Origin of the sequence: Hoylesella loescheii DSM 19665 = JCM 12249 = ATCC 15930, from assembly GCF_000378085.1 — a bacterium.
GTDB classification, from domain to species: Bacteria; Bacteroidota; Bacteroidia; order Bacteroidales; family Bacteroidaceae; genus Prevotella; species Prevotella loescheii.
In genome coordinates, this window is the sequence record NZ_KB899226.1 from 27,190 (window position 1) to 48,578 (window position 21,389).

Consider the following 21,389-nt stretch of genomic DNA (forward strand, 5'->3'; position numbering starts at 1 on the left):
TTTCACTAATTAAATATGGATAAATTATAATGATTTAATACTTCTTGCAGTTCGTTGTCGGTATCATTCAGATTCTCTGACAATAATGCAAAATCACGGACACGTCTCAACTCGCTTTGCACAAGGCTTTTCTCCAAAGCGTAGCATTCTTCATCAAACACATTGTCAGGTATTACGATGAGGTCGTGAATGATGGCGAAGCGTTTGTCTTTGTGTGTACGTAGGACACGACCACGGCGTTGAATGAATTGGCGTGGGTTCCCTGTGCTTGCACAGAATATAGCCAATTCGCTTCGCGGCACATCAACACCTTCATCCAAACACTTCATCGAGGTAAGCACATCAATGTTGCCATCGGTAAAGCCTTTGAGCATGGCATCGCGGTCGGTTGATTCAGAAGTAAACTGACGGACAATGATATGAGAATTCATATCACGGACAATGCGAGTGAAAACGTCAATCAGATGTTCTGTTTCAGGGTCGGAATCGATGGTGTCGGATTGATCGAAAATATCTGCCTCGAAATTGTCGGGCTTGTTGCCTTCTGGAACATAGACCAACGTGTATTTCAGACTGTTTTTTTCTTCCATACGCTGTTGAACAATCTGTTGGAAAGCGGACAACTTGTTGGCTGCTTTGTGAATGATACGTTTGCGTTTTAGTAAAAGCATTTTCAATCGTTTCAAACTTTCCTCATCGTGAAAGCCCATTATTTTGACTATCTTTTTTGAAAGTTCAACATAATCAGCCATTTCGTTTTCGGTCAGTCGAACAATGTGTGGATAGTAATAATAACGGCACAAAGCACCTTTTTGAATGGCTTCAGCCATTGAATATTCAAAGGTGTAATTGTTGGCACAGCCAAAGAAATCCATCAGTTTTCGGTTACTCGTATCATCAAACTGCCTTTCGGGTGTAGCAGAAAGTCCTATGCGACGCAAATATTTTATATCAGAAAGGCGCTGAGCCATCAATCCGCCACCCATATTGTGAGCCTCGTCAGCGATAAATAAAAGTTTATTTTTGGGGAATTGGTTCAATTCCATAAAAACATTGGAACGGACAAACGATGCGTAAGTTGATATGATAATGTATGACAAATCATTGCTGGCGTTCGTCATTTCGAGCAAGCGAAGATTAGCCACCGCCGATTTCCAATTGTTATACTTTGAGCAAACTTTTATGATTGTTCTAAAATTGAACTTTTTACATTCAGATTCCCATTGTTCGACAAGTGTAATGGTCGGAACAAGGATAATGGCTTTGTAGTAGCCTAACTTGTTGTAGATCTCAAGAAGACAATTCAGAGAGGTAATAGTTTTGCCCGTACCTGTCGCCATTACAAACAAGCCTTTCTGCTTATTATGCTTCCAATTCTCAAATGCTTGTTTCTGATATTCACGTGGACCAGATTCGTATGGGAAACTAGGCTTACCAAAATCAATTGACTCAATAGTTTCGCCTTGCTTCTTGATTCTCTCTATCTCGAACTCAACTTTGTTTTTGGCTTTTTCCAACGCCTTAGTCACAGATTTTGGCAATAACTTATCAGCAATATCCTGCTGAATAAACTTGTATTCATCTTCCAGTAAATCCTTCAGTTCCTTATTTTTGAACGATTCTGCAATATGGGTTTTCACTCTGTCGGTTGGAACAAAAACAACATTCTCATCTTTGCCTGTAAACACAAGTTCAAACTCTCCGTTGATTTTATTTATGGTAGCGGATGCTGGATTGCCGTCCCAATCGCAGAAAGCCGTAAGGCTTTCGATATTGTCAATCAATGCCGACCGTGAAAAGTTGCAAGAGCCATCGAAACAGACTTTATTCACTCCATCACTAAAAATACCTGTTTTGGTGTGCGAAATACCAATGCCATCTTTTGGGGCAATAATTCTAATGTCAAGCCGATTGTTGCGGATAAGCCAGGCAAGGCATTCGAAGAAATGAGTATCTCGTTCTGACAATATATTTTTTAGTTTTTCGATGTCAGTTATATCGAAAAATGGTATGTACAAATCAAGTTCACCACTGGCAATGGCATTTTTATCTTGCTCAGTCAGAATGTCGTTTACAATTAGATTCATACGTCCACCATTATATAGAAACGATGCGAAACCATCAGCTAAGATATTAATTGCAGAAGAGGAAAAGAACCCTAACATTAAATCAAATCTAGTGGCATTACACAAACAATCAGAGAAGAAGCCTATAGGTTCCCACTCTGTCCGCGATTTAAAATGGCGGTGTGCTGGAAATATCACTTCTTTTAGCATTGCAATTAACCTATATCAATGTTGGATGGAAATTCGTAGCAGTAATAGTATTCAAATGAACATTAGAACATATATTTTTACACCAATGATGAGCTAATGACAACATATAAGGTTTCCATAGTTTTTCTTGTGCCTTTTTCACTGCAGCTTTATATTGTGAATCACTCTGAATTTTCTTGTAAATTTCTGCTTTTACAAAATTAGAAAGTACAAAATCTATCCCCAATATAATATCCATAGGCGGGTATGAAATTCGAGGAGTTGGTAAAAGCAATATATTCCCTAAGTCCACTTTTTTTATTGTATCACCACCCCATGTTAAATGGAAACAAGGATGGATATAATCTTGCTTATCATTGCTATCATAATCCAAATGCCAAGACGATTTTACAATATTGCAATCATCTTGTCCTTCTATCGTTACCTTAAAAAGATAATTAGTAATGGGAATATCTGTATCCGTTTTTTCATCAAATACAACATCTAAGATAATAGCCAAAGAAGACACTGTAGGTCTCGTATTCCGTGGAACGTCACTTATATTAAGCTTCAGCTTTGCGATATTGCATTTTCCATTTTTGTAACCATTAGTTAATGGGGAAGTGTCAAAACATAATTTATTCTTTCTAAGAATGGTTGCAATATTATGTATTTCCGTTGCATAGTTTCCCATATCTTATTGTTTTTTACGTGAATACAATACCTTTAAATTTTCATATCTTTCTTTTTCAATATCAGCAATACCAATCCATTTCTCAATATTCTTTCGTAATAAAGCCGCATCAACAGAAACATATTCAGGTTCTTGCCAAGAAAACAAATTATCCTGACCTTGAATTAATAAACCATCAACTGGATCTAATGGTTGACCAAGTCCTTTGCAAACCGTCCAGAATTCGTCACTTTCTGATTTTTCTGTTTTTTTTGCGGCAACCAATTTGGGTAATTTTGTAACTTCTTTGATTTTTTCAACTCTTTCAGCTGCTGGTGTCGAACGCAAAAAAGTTTCAGCCTTGATAGTTTCATTCCACCATTGTTCCACCAAATGCATCCACCAACGAGACCAACCTTTGCTAAATACCCCTTGATATTTGGCTTTCGATAAATTCTTCAATAAATCAGACCAATTGTCAGAATTCGACTTATCAATACCAAGTCTTGCTGCAAGTACATTTTCGTCAATTACCAATCCTTGTTTTGTTAAGAATTCTGTAATCAAGAATCTTGATTGAATATGTACTGGACATTCCTTGTTTTTATTATACTCGCCAACAAACCTACTGTCAAGAGTCATTTCATCAATTTGCAAAACTTGGCTTATTGCTAATGAAGAACCCGATAAACGCTTGTAACCATCAGATAAATCAATTAATTGAGGGGTGAAATACGAAAATGCACTTTCATTTAACTTTGATTTATTGATACGAATATCAAATAAATCTTTCCCCGAATTTTCCAATGCTTGTTGGATTTTATCATTCGCAGAAAACAGGATAATCGGGAAACTATTCATATCTCCCTCTTTTTGTCTCGTCCTAATTTCTTGTGCAAGAGAAGTTCCTCGAAAATCGGCTCTTTTCCCATTTCTATTTGGTAAATCATCAAGTTTCAAATCAAGAATTATACCATCAAATTGGTCTTTCTGATCGTTCAAAAACGATATTTCTTCTCCCCAAGAGTCTTTATGTTGCATTGCGTCAATGGTTAAATCATTATTCTCAAACCCACGCACCTTGTTTTGAGAATTAGGATCATCATCAATAAAATAAAATTTTGTTGCCATAAAAAATGTTTATTTATTTTTACTTATTGTTATTTTTAAGCACGTAGAATACCCTTGATTAGGGGATACAACACTGACATTTCCTCTGTATGAAATCACAATGTCTTTTACGATTTTAAGTCCAAGCCCTGTCCCAATCAATTGTTCTTCGTTAGGAGCATCGAAACTTGCAGGTGTAGAAGTTGAAAAGAATGCATTAAAAATCCGACTTTCATTTTCCTTGGGAATACCGTCTCCATTATCATGAAAATTGATAAACGTATCTCCATTTTCAACGCCAACTTCGACCAAAATTTTACCAGCTACTCTTGCTCTTTTTATAGCCTTTCTTGAATTTGTGTATAAATTGTAAAAAATTGAATTCCATTCAGAACTATGCATGGGTATTGTGATTGCATCAAAGTCGAATGCATCGATTTTGAACTCTATTTGATTTTTCTGCAAATCGTTTTTTATTATGTTGCTAAATCTATCCAAAGTTGCCAATAAATCAATTGGCATTTTTTTTCTATTTATATTTTGAGATATAGTTGTTCCAAAATACTCAGTATAACTAAATAGGTTGTCGAAATCAGTTTTGATTCCGTCTAATTGGCTCTTTGCCTCAACCCCAAGTTGTATCTGATTTAATTTGCTGATATACCCATAAACAGAAGAATGGTATTGCTTCATCTCATGCGTAAATTCTCCAATCGTAAGACCTAAACCGGCTAATACTCGAAGCATTCCTGCTTCTTCAATTAGGTTTTCCAGTTTCTTTATAATTTCCAGCCCTTCTTCTCTGTTATTTTCTGAGAATTGTTCGCTATTCTGAGTTTCTATGTTTTGATCAGATTTGTAGTAAAGGATATTCTTCAGTTTTTCGAACATTTCCTGAGTTGTTTGATCTTTCTTCTCTGAATTTTGAGTGAAATCATCATTATTTTGGCTATCTTTGAAGCACTTTATCTTCTCTGCAATCCTACCTCTAACAGCAATAAGAGATTTGTTAATAAACTCAGATAACTGATGAAATGCTTCATTTTCTATTAAACCTTCCCGACTGGCTGTTTCTTCAAATATATTACCTGTTGGGTCAATTATTTCAACAAAACCAAACAAATTCTGATTGTTTAGAGGGATATTTGTTTTTCCAGACTCCGTGCTCCAACGTTTGTCAATGTTTGTCCAATCATCCTTTGGTTCTCCGTATGGTAATACTCTGAATCCATTTCTATATAACCTAACACCACCAATTGTTTTTGATAATTCTTGTATTTTTTTTAATTCAAGACCAGAAAGCTTATCTCCATAATATTGAGGTCTATCGTAAATGAAGTAATGAATTTTAAAATAAACATCTGAAAGAGCAGAAAACTTGTTATCATCTTCTTTGTGTTCAATTTCAAGAATATCATTGATGTGTAAACTATCACTTTTTACGTTTACCAGCCCACAATGTTCCTTATTAATATAGCCTTCAAAAACAGCTAAGGATTTATCGAACACAGAAATTTGGTCGTTTAGAAATGGATACTTTTTATCATTGAAAACTAAGTTGAAATTCACTTTGAACGACTCTTCGTTTTGAACTGCAATACTGTCGATTTTACTTCGTTCAGACAAATAATCCGGTTGAAATAAATCTAAGACATATCTATAAATGCGTTTAATAGCAGCTTCGGTCCATCTCTCTCTAAGACTGTGGATCTCAATAACTGTACCTTCAGATTTTTCTTTTTGAACAGTTTCAATAGGGAAAGTGATAGATGTTAAATCTCTGTCTATCGAATACTCATTCCAATCAATTTCAATCCGGATAGCACTTTTAGATTCTTTAGTTTGTGTAACAATAACCAATTTTTCTCCCAATCGTTGAGCCGCGAATCGACCAATACCTTTTTTACCAGCTTTTGTCCTATGCAATCTTGCAGAAGTAGGATTATGCACTTTATCAGTCGATGAAATTCTCATAAATCCATTAATCAACTGACTCTCTGACATACCGGCACCATTATCTGAGATGAATAGTTTTCCGCCAATTTCATTTGAATCAATAAAATCTACATCAACTACCGTTGCATCAGCATCATAGGAATTTTTAATCAATTCCGATACAGCTGTTTCTGCACGACCGACCAATTCATATCCCAATCTTTGAATAAGTCCAGCATCTACAGTAAAACCGACTTTCTTTATTTCTTTCTGCGCATCCATACTTTCTATATAAAACAATTTGCACATAAAACGTCATTATCATCGTCCGTGAATATATCTACCAACAAAGAATTGCTGTTCATCTTTGCTCTTTGTTCTTGTCGTTTAATAGCATCTAACTTAATTTGACGTATACGTTCAGGCTTAATTAAGTCTTCCAAACTCTCACCTTGATTCCAGGTGTAACCATCTTTTTCGTATTCCATTGCTTTTTTAAATAGGTCAGGATGCTGTTCATAAAGCCAAACCCATTCAATTTTCTGCTGGTAGAAACAGAAATAACAGCCTGAACGGCTTCGACAATATGTTCCAATCTTTCCATCAACTTCAAAAGGTATCTTTTCGTAATATGCAGGAACTCCAACTCCACTTTCGTGCAACAAACGAAATATATCCTCCTTGACGAGAACTTCATCATTATCTATTAGTGGAAATGAATCCAATTTTCCCACTGGGTAGTCTGTGGTCTTTAGATACTCAAAAACTACGCGGTTGAATAATTTTACGTCAATGTCAAGTAAAGCATTAAGCGTTTTAGAATAATAAAACTGTTTACTAAGTGGTCTTTTTAATATTCCCATAATTTTTTCTTGCTGGGACTCCGAATAAAAATGATTATAGATATCAATTAGTTGTTCCCGCTGATCATTATGGAGAATCTTATTAATAATGTCAATGCTCCAAATATTTCTTCGGAAAGGAAAGACCGCTTGGATATTGGGCTTTGAGGAGATGTATCCATCACGATTTTCATCACCGCGTATGCCGACATAAGATACCGCATAATCATCTCCAACATATTGTTCAAATTCAGCTAATTTCATTTTTTGCGTACACCATCGAGCTTGTGGAGATGGAAGAAATCCACCACAGGCTTTCAGAAAGTGGTCAAAGGGAGTTGCTTCGGGACTCCTTTCTGCTGCACGTAATCGCTTAATACTCCCTAAATAGGCTTCAAGTTTATCTATTAGCCTCTCGGTCTCTTCCAACTCGCAACCCGTGTCAGAATTGTAATACTCTATCTTCATCTGAGGATATTTCTGCTTTAGATAGATAGAAAGGGCAGCACTATCTTTGCCTCCTGATATGCCGAGTATATGTCTTACGTTTGTCATTTCATTTTCTTTTTCAATAAATTCATCAAAGCATAGATATTGAGATTAACATCCTCTGACAATAGCTTCTCTATTTTCGTTTCTAACTCTTTAGAGCGTTTTCTCTCTTCAGCATTTATTTGAAAAGACATGGCTTCAGAAACAATAGAGTGTTTCTCACACTCACGGAAGAGATATACGATATTATCTATTAGTTGTTCCTCTTGGTCATCTTTTAAACGCTCAAGAGGTTGATCCAGAGCAGCATATGCAATACTTTGAAACCATTCTTGTCGATTGTCGAATACTGTCATAACGTGATTATAAAAATCATGTTGCTTGTCCGACAGGAGATGTTCTTTTATATGTGAAAGACGATGACGAATCTCAATGATGTAATCTGAATATTCATATCCTTGTAGTTCAAGCCTTTCGATTAATTGTCCTTCTATTCGATCTATTAGCGCATTATAACACGAACGAAGTTCTCTCACAGCCTTTTGGATGAGATTGCAATAATTTTTTACAAACACCTCATTGTTAAGAGATTTTTTATCGTATCCTAAAGCTTCAGGTAAATCCTCAAAAAACGTCTTCTCCGGATCCTTGGCTTTAGCCAATACATCTCGAAAACGAAGAGTTGTAATATTGTCAAATTTACGTGTGTATTTAGCATAATCATTCAGACGGCTATAAAAAGAAAAGAAAGGTTTTATTGTTTCTATAAACTTGTCTCCTTTAATCTTTTCGTCTTCACTTACATTGATAAACCTTCGATATTGGTTATAGAATTTTATTTTTACACCATCTTCTGTATATGCCTTTATACTAAAATCTGAAGGATGCTTCTTTAATAAATCAAAGAATTCCATATTGACTTCCGGGATATACATACCATTACTTCCAAATAGAGAATAGTCAAGCCGCTTCATATACAAATATGTAGGAATCCAGAAATCCAATACTCCCATCTTTACCTTGTAGGGTTTTTCGGATAGCATCTTAATCAGTTCAGATATTTTTCGCGATTTATCTTGAGTACTACGAAGAAAACTCTCACAGGCATTCCATAAGGGCATAATGCTATCTACTGTCGGCTCTTCTGCAAATTCTCCGCCTTTGTGTAAGCCCGTCGTTTTGAGTAGAGTGTAATAGATTGATTTCTCTGGAGGGCATTTCTCTTTGTCCCATCCAAAATCGTCTTTTTCTGATTCACCAATAAGGGCTTGTAAGTATTTTATACGTGCGGCAGATATGCTTCCGCTCAGTTTATGACGATTAATAAGTTCATTACTTATAACAGGACTAAGAGGATAAACATCCTTGCAAACATAAGATAATAAAGAATTGAAGTCTCGCTGATTCTTTATTATCTTTTCTTCTCCCTTGTAGAACCAGACGACGTGTCCATTATATGAGAATAGGCTTTCTTTAAGCTCTTTTTTTAACAAGTTATGTTCATATGACTTTAGATTGTTAATTTCACGTAAGGCAATATGATCAGTCTTATCTATCAAAGTTTTTTGAATGATATAGTCATAAATCTGTATTTTGTGCAAATGTAAAATAAAAGATTCTGTATTGTTGAAAACTGCAAATACACGTGCATATTCGCAATTTGCACTAAACTTTCGTACCTCATCTGTTGTATTTTCATTTGTTGAGAAAATTAATTCAATAAACCCATCAACTTCTCCAACTGGAATTAAATCCAAAGGACTTTCAGAGAGAAGATACTCAAAATAGCGAGGTGTACCACTATAGTAATAATATGCCTTAACAGGAACTATATGATTGCCTAAAATGTCTCTAAGAGAATCAACAGGGTTCGTTGGAATAGATACAATAGTCGAAGCTTTTATAATTTCATCTTCAATGTTTACATCAGTCCCTTCAAACAGGATAAATCGTGATTTGTACTCTGCATACCTTATAATACGACGTCGAATCAGTTCATCTAGTAAATTTTCTGCAAAATCTATTGACATAGCTTGTTTCATATAATCGACAAGCTCATTCTTTGACATAGAGAATCCCGCCCCTCCAGAAATATTGAGAAGGCCGATTGCTTTTATTGTCTTTATTGCTTCCTCCATTAATTGAGTAGTCTTCCAGTCGGCAGTTTCCACACGTTCTATGGCTACAAGGATAGCTCTCCATCCCATTGAATCTGCATTTGCATCAGACAAATATGAATGGAAATAAGCTACAAGATAATCATAAACTATACTCAAATTATATGTACAAGTAGGCGTAGGCTCAAAAGAATTCAGAGCATGAGATCCATTAGCATTCAGAAATGAAAACAAAGAACGTTCATTCTGGCCATATTTTTGAATAGCCTTTGTGAGTATTACTGCAGAAAATGCATCTAAAGGAAAGAGTTTTCGTATCGTCTCTTCTTTGAGTGTCGGCACTATAAGCTTACACTTTAGAGCCATTGCATAAATACTAGATACCTGCATGTCAGCATTGATAACCTCATTGTTAAGAGACTCCGCAGCCATATACAACAACTGCTCTACAGGTTCTGCAAACACCACTTCTTGGAAGCGTCCTTTTACTTTTGTCCATTCGTTCTTTTGAACCGAACTGAGTTTGGATGCATATGAACTAAAATTTTGATGGAGAGTTGTTAGCAAAAGAATATTTCTTTCAGGCATATTGACAAACTCTGCCAGCTGTTGCACAAAGTATAGTTCTTTCTCAACTTCATTTTTTGCTGCGTGTTCAAGAAGTTTACCAAATTCATCAATGACTATTACTAGCATTTTATTCTGCCTTTTCAATCTATTGTAATAGTTTTTTAATAGTTCTATCGCAGTATCTCCATTCGCCTTCTTATTTAATTTATCAATTATTAGCCGCTCTAATGAAGAATACTCTCCAATTATGTTTAGTATGTCAACTCCGCTAACTGGAGCTAAGACTCTTAGGCTTTTTATCAAAGCAGCCTCAGAATCAAATCCAATTAGGTCTCGTTCTAATTTCAGAAGGAAACACGACTTTCCTGTACCATATGTCCCAATGATGGTAAAAGAATGAATGCCTGCTTGATACTGATTAACGATTTCGCCCGCTACTTTTTGAACATTGGGTGTAATAATGTATTTTTCATTACCTGTAACCCCGGATTCTATATTGGCCGATGGACTATAATTCTTCATTTCTATAGTAATATTTAAGAACTTCGTAGGGTAGCACTCTCTTGAGAAATTGTACTTGTCTCAATCCTGCTGTATCGGTATAACGAAATATATTTGGGAATTTTGTCTGTAGTTTCATAAGTATATTGATGAGCCCCATATCGTTAAGACAGAATACATTGCCTATCATCTGAAGTGTATCATAGTCTACACTATCAGTATTACCTTTTTCCTTAACGATAGCGTAAAGGAGTATCTCAATAGGTAATTGTCTCTTTCCTTCAATATTAAAAGAGTATTGTTTTTCATCACTTGATAACGATATTAAATCTAAATCTGCTAATAGAACAGAATAATCTTCCATAGAAGAGGGTGTGCGTGAAAGAGAATAGTTTTGCAAAAGAACGCCAACGTCTTTTTTTATAGTATTTTCGTTAAACTGTTTTATTTTCCCATTCTCAAGCATAAAACGTTTGACAAATGCAACAACATGATTTCTGTCAAAAGTCATACGTTCTCGCTGAAATCGTGTAAAAAATAAATTATAAAGGGTTGCTTCATTAGATCTTACAAGTTGGTAATGTAAAAGCCATAATGTACCTAGATCTTCCATAAAAGGATCTGTACCACTATTTGAATCAAAAATTAGATGAGCAACATCAGTTACCCCATCATTATTTATTAGACCAAAAGATCGCATCCAATAACGTATAGATGCTACCATATTTTTCCCAACTCCGAGTTTAACAACAGAGTAAAGATTGTTCCAATCATTATTTTCTAGAACAAAATCATATCCTTTTTTAAGCCACAATGTCTTACAGGGGAATGATTCGTGTCCTGAAAATGTATATTTAGTTATAACCATAGTTAGAATTACAATTAAAGCTTTTAGCAAAATGTCTATCACTAATAGATTTCTTAGTATCTATTATCAAAAGAATACGTAATAGATTCATACTTATTCTTTTGAAGAACAAATTAAAGAACGTACTTCTATATCTAACAGCTTAGCAATTTCGTAAAGATTTTCCAAAGAGGGTTGAACCTTGTTGGAACACCATTTCGAGACAGTATTTTCCGACTTTCCGAGTTGTTCTGCAAGCCATTTGCTTGTTCGTTGTTTTTCAACAAGCATAATTTTGATTCTATTTATTATCGCCATACGATGATTTCATTTATCTGGACAATGATTAAATTCCACACAAAGGTACTCTTTTCTGATCAGATTAAGCAAGAACGTTCACAGGAATTCCGAAAAATCTTCATATTTCCAATATTTCCCCATCATTTCCTGCTATATCCTTGCCTTATAAAAGGCTTGTTTTATACATGTATTTTTGCAGAAAATAGTTATTTATTCATCTTAAATACAAAAAATGGAATCAAACAGTAATGACAATTACGTGCTGGTCCTGGAAGACCGCACGGAGGTAAAGAATGAACAGGAAGCGGGTAAATTGTCCGTCGTATCCAGTGTTGACGAAAAGGGAAACCTTAAAACCACTGAGGCAATTGCTGCCAATCAGGCAGCGTTCTTGAAGTTCAGCAACAAAGACGGACTGCTGAAGAACTTCATGGCCAACTTCCTCAAACAGTTCAATAACCCGACTCATTTTGGACTGTACAAGGTATTGGCAGACAATGTGGAGCAGGGTGTGGACAACCTGCGTACTATGTTGCACAACCGCGAGAAGCTCGAAAGCAAACAGCAACTGGCTGAGATGGGAGTGCCCTTTGAGGATTACCTGCCCCAGCAGAAGAATGCTACTGCCATCGATGAGTCGAAGGTTGATTGGAAGCAACTCGATAATCTCGGACTTACCCGTGAGCGATTGGAGCAGAGTGGAGAATTGGAAAAGATGCTCAATTGGCAGAAGAGCAATCTTTTGACGATTGCCGTTCCCATTGGCGACACAACCATCTACACCGAAGCTCGCCTTGCTTTTCGCACGGACGATAACGGCAATGTCGGTTTGGCAATTCATCCTTTGAGAAAAGAACCACAGCTTGACTTTCCCTATATGGGTTACAAGTTCTCTCCCGAAGAGAAGGAGCAACTCCTCACTATGGGCAATCTCGGCAAAACCATCGAGGTGACACCCAAGAACGGAGAGCCTTTCTCTGCCTACGTATCTATTGACCCGCAGACCAACGAAATTGTAGCCTTGCGTGCTGACCGTGTGAACATCCCTAAGGAAATCAAAGGCGTGACACTTTCCGATGCCCAGTACAAAGAACTTGTGGAAGGCAAAGCTGTGAAGGTGGAAGGCATGACTGCCAAGAGTGGTAAGACATTCAATGCAACCCTGCAGGTCAATGCCGAGCGAAAGGGCATTGAGTTTATCTTTGGCGACAACAAGAGTTTAAGAGAACGACAGGAACACAAACAGACACAGCAGCAAGGCGTCCCACATAAGCTTTGCGGCTTAGAGTTATCTGATAAACAGCGTGAAGCATTGGACAGCGGTCGTACACTATATCTAAAAAATATGGTGGATAAACAGGGACAACCTTTCAACGCATACGTTCGCATGGACAAGGAACAGAACCGCCCACGTTTTTACAAGTGGAATCCTGACAAGAAGCAGGAAACTGGCAAAGAAAAGGTGGTTGCCGTAGCCGAAGAACACAAAACGCAGGTAGCCGTGAACAACCACGGCAAGACCAACGAAGCCACCAAGAACGTGAAAGAACCACTCAAGACGGGTCAGACACAACCTACTTCCGAGCAGAAGCAAAAGCAGGACGAGAACAAACAAAAGAAGTCCCGTGGACGTAAGATGTAACCCTTAATTCTATTATCGACTATGACAACTTGTATTATTGCCGAGAAGCCCTCGGTAGCCAGAGACATTGCCCGCATTGTTGGGGCAAATAGTAAACAAGACGGATACTTGGAAGGCTGCGGTTATCTCGTTACTTGGGTAATGGGACACCTCATCGCCCTTGCCATGCCCGAAACCTACGGTCTTTCTGCCTACAAAGCCGAAGACTTACCCATCCGTCCCAATCCATTCCAGCTCATCGTGCGCCAAGTGCGCAGGGACAAGGAATTTGTATCAGATCCTTCTGCATTAAAGCAACTTAAAGTCATCCGTTCCTGCTTTGACAAGGCAGACCGCATCATCGTCGCCACCGATGCAGGGCGTGAAGGTGAGCTCATCTTTCGCTACATCTATTCCTATCTCAATTGTCACAAGCTTTACGACCGCTTGTGGATTTCCTCCCTCACGGACAAAGCTATCCGTGAGGGACTTTCCAATCTCAAACCGGGAAGCAGTTACGACAATCTCTATCACTCCGCCAAAGCAAGAAGCGAAGCCGACTGGCTGGTGGGTATCAATGCAAGCCGTGCCCTGTCCATCGCACGCAAGGGAGGCTATTCTTTGGGGCGGGTACAGACCCCGACACTTGCTATGGTCTGCCGTCGGTACATAGAGAACCGTGATTTTTCTTCCGTACCTTATTGGAAACTCTCCGTTCTCACAGAAAAAGAGGGCTTGTCGCTGAAAGCCATTGGCAGTGCAGACTATGAGAGTGAAGCATCGGCACAGACTGCTCTCGCCTTGCTTCGCAGTCAGAGCCGGCTTAAAGTTGAATCGGTCGCAAGAAAGGTAACGCATACACCGCCACCACTCTTGTACGACCTCACTGCCTTGCAGAAGGATGCCAACAAACGCCACGGCTTTTCAGCGGACAAAACCCTCTCAATAGCCCAAAGCCTCTATGAGAAGAAAATCACGACCTATCCCCGCACTGGCAGCCGATACATCAGCGAGGATGTCTTCGAGGAAGTCCCCGCCCTGCTGCGCAAGATAGGCAAGACACTATCCAATCCACTTAACCGCCATTCGGTGGACATTACCAAAGTTACCGACCACCACGCCATCATACCGACAGGTGAAACACCATTAGGATTGTCGGCAGATGAATCGACCATCTATCAAATGGTAGTTAATCGCTTTATAGAAGCCTTTTCCCCCGATTCAGAGGAAGAGCGTATGCAGGTGCGGTTTACTGACGGTACCAATACCTTTACTTGGAAAGCATGCCGACAAATCTCTTTAGGCTGGAAAGCTGTACAGAAAGAGCAGGCAACTGAAGTAGAGAAGAAAGAAGATGGTGATGAACAGATTTTGTCTTCATTGCCTAGTTTGACAGAAGAAGAGATTTTACCACTTGTTTCTGCCGAGATAACCGCGCATAAGACCAAACCTAAACCTCTCTACACAGAAGCGACACTGCTTTCTGCTATGGAGAACGCAGGAAAAGAGGTCGAAGATGCAGAAAGTAAGAAGGCAATGGCAGAGTGTGGTATCGGAACACCTGCCACCCGTGCCAACATCATTGAGACGCTTATCCTCCGTGACTATATCTGTAGGGACAAGAAATCCATCATACCTACCGAGAAAGGCCTGGCAGTCTATGAGATTGTCAAGGACAAGAAGATTGCCAATGCGGAGATGACAGGCAGTTGGGAACTTGCCCTTGCCGCTATTGAAGCAGGAAAGATGCCATCTGATAAGTTCGCACAGGGCATTAATTCATACGTGGGGACAATCTGCGAGGAACTCCTCTCGCTTTCTTCAGAGCAAAAGTCCTATCCTGTCTACCGCTGCCCAAAATGCGGACAGCAGAGTGTCGGCATCTATGCCAAGGTAGCCAAGTGCAGGCATGAGACCTGTGGTTTCCATGTGTTTCGTGAAGTCTGCGGCATACTTCTCTCTGAAGATAATATCCACGACTTGATAAGTTCCGGTCGTACGCCTATCCTTAAAGGGCTGACCAGCAAGGCAGGCAAGAAGTTTAATGCCCGACTTGTTCTGGGCGAAGACTACGCCACTTCCTTTGAGTTTGAGAACAAGAAAGGAAAACAAAAAGGGAGATAATCCTGACAGATACAGAGAGGAACGGATATAGGTTGGGAGATACAAGTATTACCTCCCGACCTTTTTACCTCCACTTTATTAAAAGAAAACACTATGGCATATAATAAGAAAAACGTCCTTGAAGCCAATACGGAAACTATCCGTGTGGTCTTGCGCCTGGAGAAAGAACGCCGCGAAGCCACCGAAGCTGAGAAAAGTATCTTACGGGACTACCAAGGCTTCGGTGGCTTGAAATGTGTACTCAACCGTACGGATAACCCCGATGACATCCGCTATTGGAGCAAGTCGGAGCAACACCTCTTCGAGCCAACCCAAAGGCTCAAGCAGATGATTTACCGTGATGCCGTTGATGCCAATACCGCCAAGCGGTATTGGGAGAGCATCAAGGCAAGCGTGCTAACCTCCTTCTATACTGATACCCGCATCGTTTCTGCCATCTCAGACGCACTTGCCTTCACAAACCTGCAGATAAGACGATGCTTAGACCCTTCTATGGGTATGGGTGCCTTTGCCGAAATCTTTGCAAGGCAAGCAGGAGTTGTAGATGCAATGGAAAAGGATCTGCTCACTGCCCGCATCTCACAGGCCCTGCACCCCTATGGCAAAGGCAATATCTTCGTCCGAAACGAGCCTTTTGAAGCTATTGGGGAGTTAGAAAACAAAGACAAATACGACCTTATTACAAGTAACATTCCTTTCGGTGATTTCATGGTCTATGACCGAGAATACAGCAAAGGTAAGGACACTCTTAAACGTGAGTCCACACGTGCCATTCACAATTACTTCTTCGTGAAAGGTCTGGACTGCATCAAGGAAGGTGGAATTTTGGCATTCATCACCTCACAGGGCGTATTAGACAGTCCCCGCAATGAAGCCATACGCCGTTACCTCATGCAGAACAGCCGCCTTATCTCCGCTCTCCGACTGCCATCGGGTATGTTTTCAGACAATGCAGGAACGGCCGTGGGCAGTGACCTCATCGTCCTACAGAAGCAGACAGGTAAAGAAATCAGCGAGGGCATTGAGCAGCAGTTCGTAGAAACCGTTTCCGTTCCCAAGGAAGAAGGCTCTTCTGTCGTCTTCAAGCATAACTCTCTTTTTGTAGGGGATTGGAAAGACATATCTCATCGCACCGTTGCCACAGAGCGCATAATGGGTACAGACCCTTATGGAAGACCTGCATGGGAGTATCGGTTCACAGGAGGGATTGAGGAAATGGCAGAAAGTCTCCGAACACGGCTCTCCCTTGAAATGGAACAACGTATCGACCGTAAACTATATGAAACAGGTATACCGATGACAGAGGTAGAGCGAGAGGCAGAAGCGGAGAAACAGCTTCGCAAGTTGGGTATTACCATAATTCGGGAAGAAGAAACAGAGAAGACAAAGACTGAAGACAAGGGTATAAACGATGCCTATAACCTCATGCCCGACAGTATCAGGAAGCAACTACCAAAACTTTACAGCACGGAAAAGGAACTCATAGGCGATAAGGTTGCCTATGCATGCTATTTCTTCCCTATGGGAGCATACACAGCCTACCTTCTGGAATATGATCCTAAGAGCCGCATTGGCTTCGGTGCTGTCACGATGGGTTACGGCTGGGAGCTTGGCAATATGTCCCTCGATGAGATGGAAGGCGTAAAAGTAAGAGGACTGGGCATTGAACGTGACCTGTACTTCTCTCCTAAGAAATTGCACGAGATAGCCGAACTGGAAGAAATAGTCAGGGGACAATATACCAAAGAAGAAGTGGTAGCAGAGGAAATCAAGGAAGAAGTGATAACAAAGGCAGAAACAGAGAATAAGGTTAAAGAGACTGTAACCATTGCTTCTGAGAACGATACGCAGATAATGGAAAATACCGTTCCTAACGGCGAGACAATTCCATTACAGCCGTCATCATCAGAGTCTGCCCCACAACAATTCGTATCAGAACAGCCTTCCATGACTATAGAACCTGCTCCCGAAGGCGTACCCGCCTTGACACTTCATCATCAATACGAGCAGGAACCACAAGAAATCCGTACGGATATTGAAGCCCCGAGAGAGATGAACGGGCAGACGATATTCTTTGACGACGATCATCATCCGGTGGTGGACAATAACATGGAAGACATCGGACAACCGGAGCAACTGTCACTATTTGCCCCGGAGGAATACAGTCTTTGGACAAGAGAAGTTACCCGTGTGAACCATGAAATCAAGGATAATTCAGGAACTTCACAGGTGCGCCGTCCTATAACTCAAACTGCTCCCCAGAAACCATCGGAGTCCAAGATACAAAAGGCAGCGACCATTCCTCAACGGCGTACCCGTGGCAGCAGGAAAGCGGCTTCTTCCTCTTCACGTGAGCCATCCCTTTTCGACTTCATGAACGAAGCCGAGGAGCGCAAGCCGCAGCCGATAGCAGAAGTCAGAAAAGAGTTTGACGCTTCACCGCGCCCTTTTCTCTCTTCGCCGGACTCTCACCTGAGAGACGGCTCCATTGTCGTGCAGAAAGGTCAGGTGGGGTTTCTTTCTGACCTGAAGCGACATCCGACCTTCAACCCGATGGACTTGCCGTATGCGCAGCTTTCCCGTCTCAAAGCCTATATCGAGATACGGGAGTGCTATCACCGTCTCTATGACTACGAGGCAGAGAACCATGCAGAAGACAGGGAAGACCGCAGCAGGCTCAACCACCTGTATGATGACTATGTTGCACGTTGGGGCTACTTTAACCAGAAAGCGAACACCGACATCATCAAGATGGATGCTACAGGCGTGGAAATGCTGTTCTTGGAACGCTCCGAGAACGGCAGGTACATCAAGGCGGACATCTTCGACCATCCAACGGCATTTTCTACCACGGAACTGACCATTGCCACAGACCCGATGGAGGCTCTTGGCGCATCGCTCAACAAGTACGGCACAGTGGAACTTGATTACATGAGTTCGCTTTTACCTGATATGGAGGAAAGCGACATCATTTCTTCCTTGGAAGGGCGCATCTATTTCAATCCCGAAAAAAACGCATACGAGGTGGCGGATAAGTTCATTTCGGGCAATGTAATAGAAAAGGCGGAGCGCATCGAGTCGTGGCTCTTGGACCATCCCGGGCACGAGGAAGCAAAGCAGAGCCTTGCTGCCCTACGTGCAGCCACGCCAACACCCATTCCTTTTGCGGACCTTGACTTCAATCTCGGTGAACGCTGGATACCTGCCAAGGTCTATGGCAGGTTTGCTTCGGAGTTTTTCGGGACGGATATTGGCGTATCCTACCATTCCAACATGGACGAGTACGGCATTGTCTGCGACCGAAAGAATGCCAATATCTGGCACAAGTATGCCGTACAGGGAGAGTTCCGCCGCTATGACGGCATCAATCTCTTGAAGCATGCCCTGCACAATACCATTCCCGACATCAACAAGAGCAAGGAGGTGACGGACAAGGTTACGGGAGAGACCAAGACCATCAAAGTAAGGGACGGACATGCCATCCAGATGGCAAATGCCAAGATTGAGGAAATCAGACAAGGCTTTGTCGATTGGCTCGGGCGCACACCCGATACCTTCAAACAGCAACTCTCCGACAGATACAACCGCCTTTTTAACTGTTTTGTACGCCCTAACTTTGACGGTACGCACCAGACCTTTCCCGACCTTGACCTCAAACGATTGGGTATTGATGACCTTTACAAGAGCCAGAAGGATGCAGTGTGGATGCTCAAAACCAACGGTGGCGGCATCTGCGACCACGAGGTGGGGGCGGGAAAGACACTCATCATGTGTACAGCTGCCTACGAGATGAAGCGCTTGGGACTGGCAAACAAGCCGATGATTATCGGACTGAAGGCAAATGTATTCGACATTGCCGATACCTTTAGGAAAGCTTATCCTAATGCTAAGGTACTCTATCCTGGTAAGAACGATTTTAATAAACAGAACAGACAACGTATCTTCAACGACATCAAGAACAACGACTGGGACTGTATCATCCTCACGCACGAACAGTTCGGTATGATACCGCAGGCCTTGGAGATACAGGAAGCGATTATGCAAAAGGAACTGGACTCCGTGGAAGAGAACCTCGAGGTGTTGCGGCAACAAGGAAGAGATATCTCCCGTGGGATGCTCAAAGGACTGGAAAAACGCAAACAGACGCTTGAAGCCAAGTTACAGAACATACAGGACAGCATCACCGAACGCAAGGACGATGCGGTGGATTTCAAGATGATGGGTATCGATCACCTCTTTGTAGATGAATCGCACCAATTCAAGAACCTGATGTTCAACACTCGCCATGACCGTGTATCGGGCTTGGGTAATCCTGATGGTTCACAGCGTGCCTTAAACATGCTCTTTGCCATTCATACCATACAAGAACGGTCCGGAAAGGACTTAGGAGCCACTTTCCTTTCGGGAACGACCATTTCCAATAGCCTGACGGAGTTGTATCTTCTTTTCAAGTATCTCCGTCCGCAGGCTTTGGAAAAGCAAGGTATCAATAGTTTTGATGCATGGGCAGCCGTCTTTGCCAAGAAATCGACTGACTACGAGTTCTCCATCACCAATGAGATTATCCAAAAGGAACGTTACCGTACCTTCATCAAAGTGCCCGAACTGGCTGCTTTCTATGCGGAGATTTGCGATTTTCGCACGGCAAAGGATATTGGCATCGACCGCCCGGAAAAGAATGAGATACTACACAACATTCCGCCTACACCCGAGCAGGAAGTCTTTATCGGAAAGCTGATGGAGTTTGCCAAGAGTGGCGATGCCACAATCTTGGGGCGAGCACCTCTGAGTGAGAGTGAGGAAAGGGCAAAGATGCTTATCGCAACAGACTACGCGAGGAAGATGAGCCTTGATTTACGCATGATTGATGAAAAAGGGTACTCAGACCATATAGACAACAAGGCAAGCCATTGTGCCAAGATGCTCAATGACTATTACCGAAAGTACGATACACAGAAAGGTACACAGTTCGTGTTCTCTGACTTGGGAACTTACAAGCCCGGCGGAGAGTTCAACATCTATTCGGAAATCAAGCGTAAGCTGGTAGAAGACTATCATATCCCGTCCTACGAGATACGTTTCATTCAGGAATGCAAGAACGAGAAAGCAAAGAAGGCAATGGTAGATGCGATGAACCGCGGTGATATTCGCATTATCTTCGGTTCTACGTCCATGTTGGGTACTGGTGTGAATGCCCAGCAACGTGCCGTTGCGATCCATCATTTGGACACGCCTTGGCGACCTTCGGACTTAGAGCAGCGTAACGGACGTGCCGTACGCAAAGGAAACCTCATCGCCAAAGAGTTTGCCGACAACAAAGTCGATGTGATTATCTATGCCGTGGAACGTTCCTTGGATAGCTACAAGTTTAACCTGCTGCATAACAAGCAGCTGTTCATCAATCAACTGAAAAGTAACCAGCTTGGTTGTCGCACCATCGACGAGGGTTCGATGGATGAGGACAGCGGCATGAACTTCTCAGAGTATGTAGCAGTGCTTTCAGGCAATACCGACCTTTTGGAAAAAGCAAGATTGGATAAGAAGATTACTACCTTGGAATCAGAACGTAAGAACTTCCTCCGTGAACGTGATGCTGCAACAGGGAAGTTGGCTGAGATTGACAGTTCCGTATCTTTCCATACAGACAAAATCAAGGAAGCACAGTCTGACTTAGCTCTATTTGAGCAGCGTGTAGAACGTGATGCCGATGGACAGCCCATCAACAAACTAACTATCAAGGGTGTGGAAGATAGTACAGACTTCAAGGTCATTGCTGCACGTTTACAGGAGATTGACGAGAAAGCTCGCACCAAAGGGGAATACCACAAAATTGGCGAAATCTATGGTTTCTCCATTATGGTCAAGACAGAGAGTACTTCCAAGGATTTGTTTGACTGTTCGGTGAACCGCTTCTTCGTCAAAGGACAGGAGAGTATCTACTATACCTATAATAATGGTAAGTTGGCAACAGACCCGAAACTTGCGTGTCAGAACTTCATTAA

General features: G+C 41.1%; 11 protein-coding genes. 3 read left to right on the plus strand and 8 right to left on the minus strand.

Annotated elements, in window-relative coordinates:
• Nucleotides 1-5: 5 nt before the first annotated feature.
• From F453_RS0112730 to F453_RS15495, 8 genes are read right to left on the minus strand one after another with little or no spacing between them, the layout of a single operon-like run.
• Complete coding sequence (locus F453_RS0112730; RefSeq protein WP_018968356.1) at nt 6-2,276, minus strand: DEAD/DEAH box helicase family protein; 2,271 nt, start codon at nt 2,274-2,276, stop codon at nt 6-8.
• Nucleotides 2,277-2,286: 10 nt separating this feature from the next.
• A complete protein-coding gene (locus F453_RS0112735; protein WP_018968357.1) occupies nt 2,287-2,949 on the minus strand; it encodes a hypothetical protein in 663 nt (220 codons plus the stop codon).
• A 3-nt stretch (nt 2,950-2,952) separates the two neighbouring features.
• Nucleotides 2,953-4,059: a hypothetical protein gene (locus tag F453_RS0112740; RefSeq protein ID WP_018968358.1), complete on the minus strand. Its 1,107-nt coding sequence runs from the start codon at nt 4,057-4,059 to the stop codon at nt 2,953-2,955.
• 9 nt (nt 4,060-4,068) lie between these two features.
• On the minus strand, nt 4,069-6,255 hold the full coding sequence (locus tag F453_RS0112745; protein ID WP_234398573.1) for a sensor histidine kinase: 2,187 nt from the start codon (nt 6,253-6,255) through the stop codon (nt 4,069-4,071).
• A gap of 5 nt (nt 6,256-6,260) precedes the next feature.
• Entirely contained in the window at nt 6,261-7,370 is a 1,110-nt protein-coding gene (locus tag F453_RS0112750) for an adenine nucleotide alpha hydrolase family protein (RefSeq protein ID WP_018919963.1), read from the minus strand.
• Complete coding sequence (locus F453_RS0112755) at nt 7,367-10,516, minus strand: hypothetical protein (RefSeq protein ID WP_018968360.1); 3,150 nt, start codon at nt 10,514-10,516, stop codon at nt 7,367-7,369. Before F453_RS0112755 ends, F453_RS0112750 begins: the two co-directional genes overlap by 4 nt.
• Nucleotides 10,503-11,405 (minus strand): DUF4007 family protein, encoded by a 903-nt coding sequence (locus tag F453_RS0112760; protein WP_021825659.1) that lies wholly within the window; start codon nt 11,403-11,405, stop codon nt 10,503-10,505. The genes F453_RS0112755 and F453_RS0112760 overlap by 14 nt, the downstream gene beginning before the upstream one ends.
• 51 nt (nt 11,406-11,456) lie before the next feature.
• On the minus strand, nt 11,457-11,660 hold the full coding sequence (locus F453_RS15495; RefSeq protein ID WP_018919960.1) for a helix-turn-helix transcriptional regulator: 204 nt from the start codon (nt 11,658-11,660) through the stop codon (nt 11,457-11,459).
• A gap of 214 nt (nt 11,661-11,874) precedes the next feature.
• Between F453_RS15495 and F453_RS0112775 the strand changes: the two genes are divergently transcribed.
• The 3 genes from F453_RS0112775 to F453_RS0112785 form a co-directional block, all read left to right on the plus strand.
• A complete protein-coding gene (locus F453_RS0112775; protein WP_018968362.1) occupies nt 11,875-13,284 on the plus strand; it encodes a DUF3945 domain-containing protein in 1,410 nt (469 codons plus the stop codon).
• Nucleotides 13,285-13,305: 21 nt separating this feature from the next.
• Nucleotides 13,306-15,387, plus strand: a complete 2,082-nt coding sequence (locus tag F453_RS0112780; RefSeq protein WP_018968363.1) for a type IA DNA topoisomerase — start codon at nt 13,306-13,308, stop codon at nt 15,385-15,387.
• 93 nt (nt 15,388-15,480) lie between these two features.
• Nucleotides 15,481-21,389: helicase-like domain-containing protein (locus F453_RS0112785; RefSeq protein WP_018968364.1), on the plus strand; the 5,909-nt coding region annotated here is incomplete at its 3' end.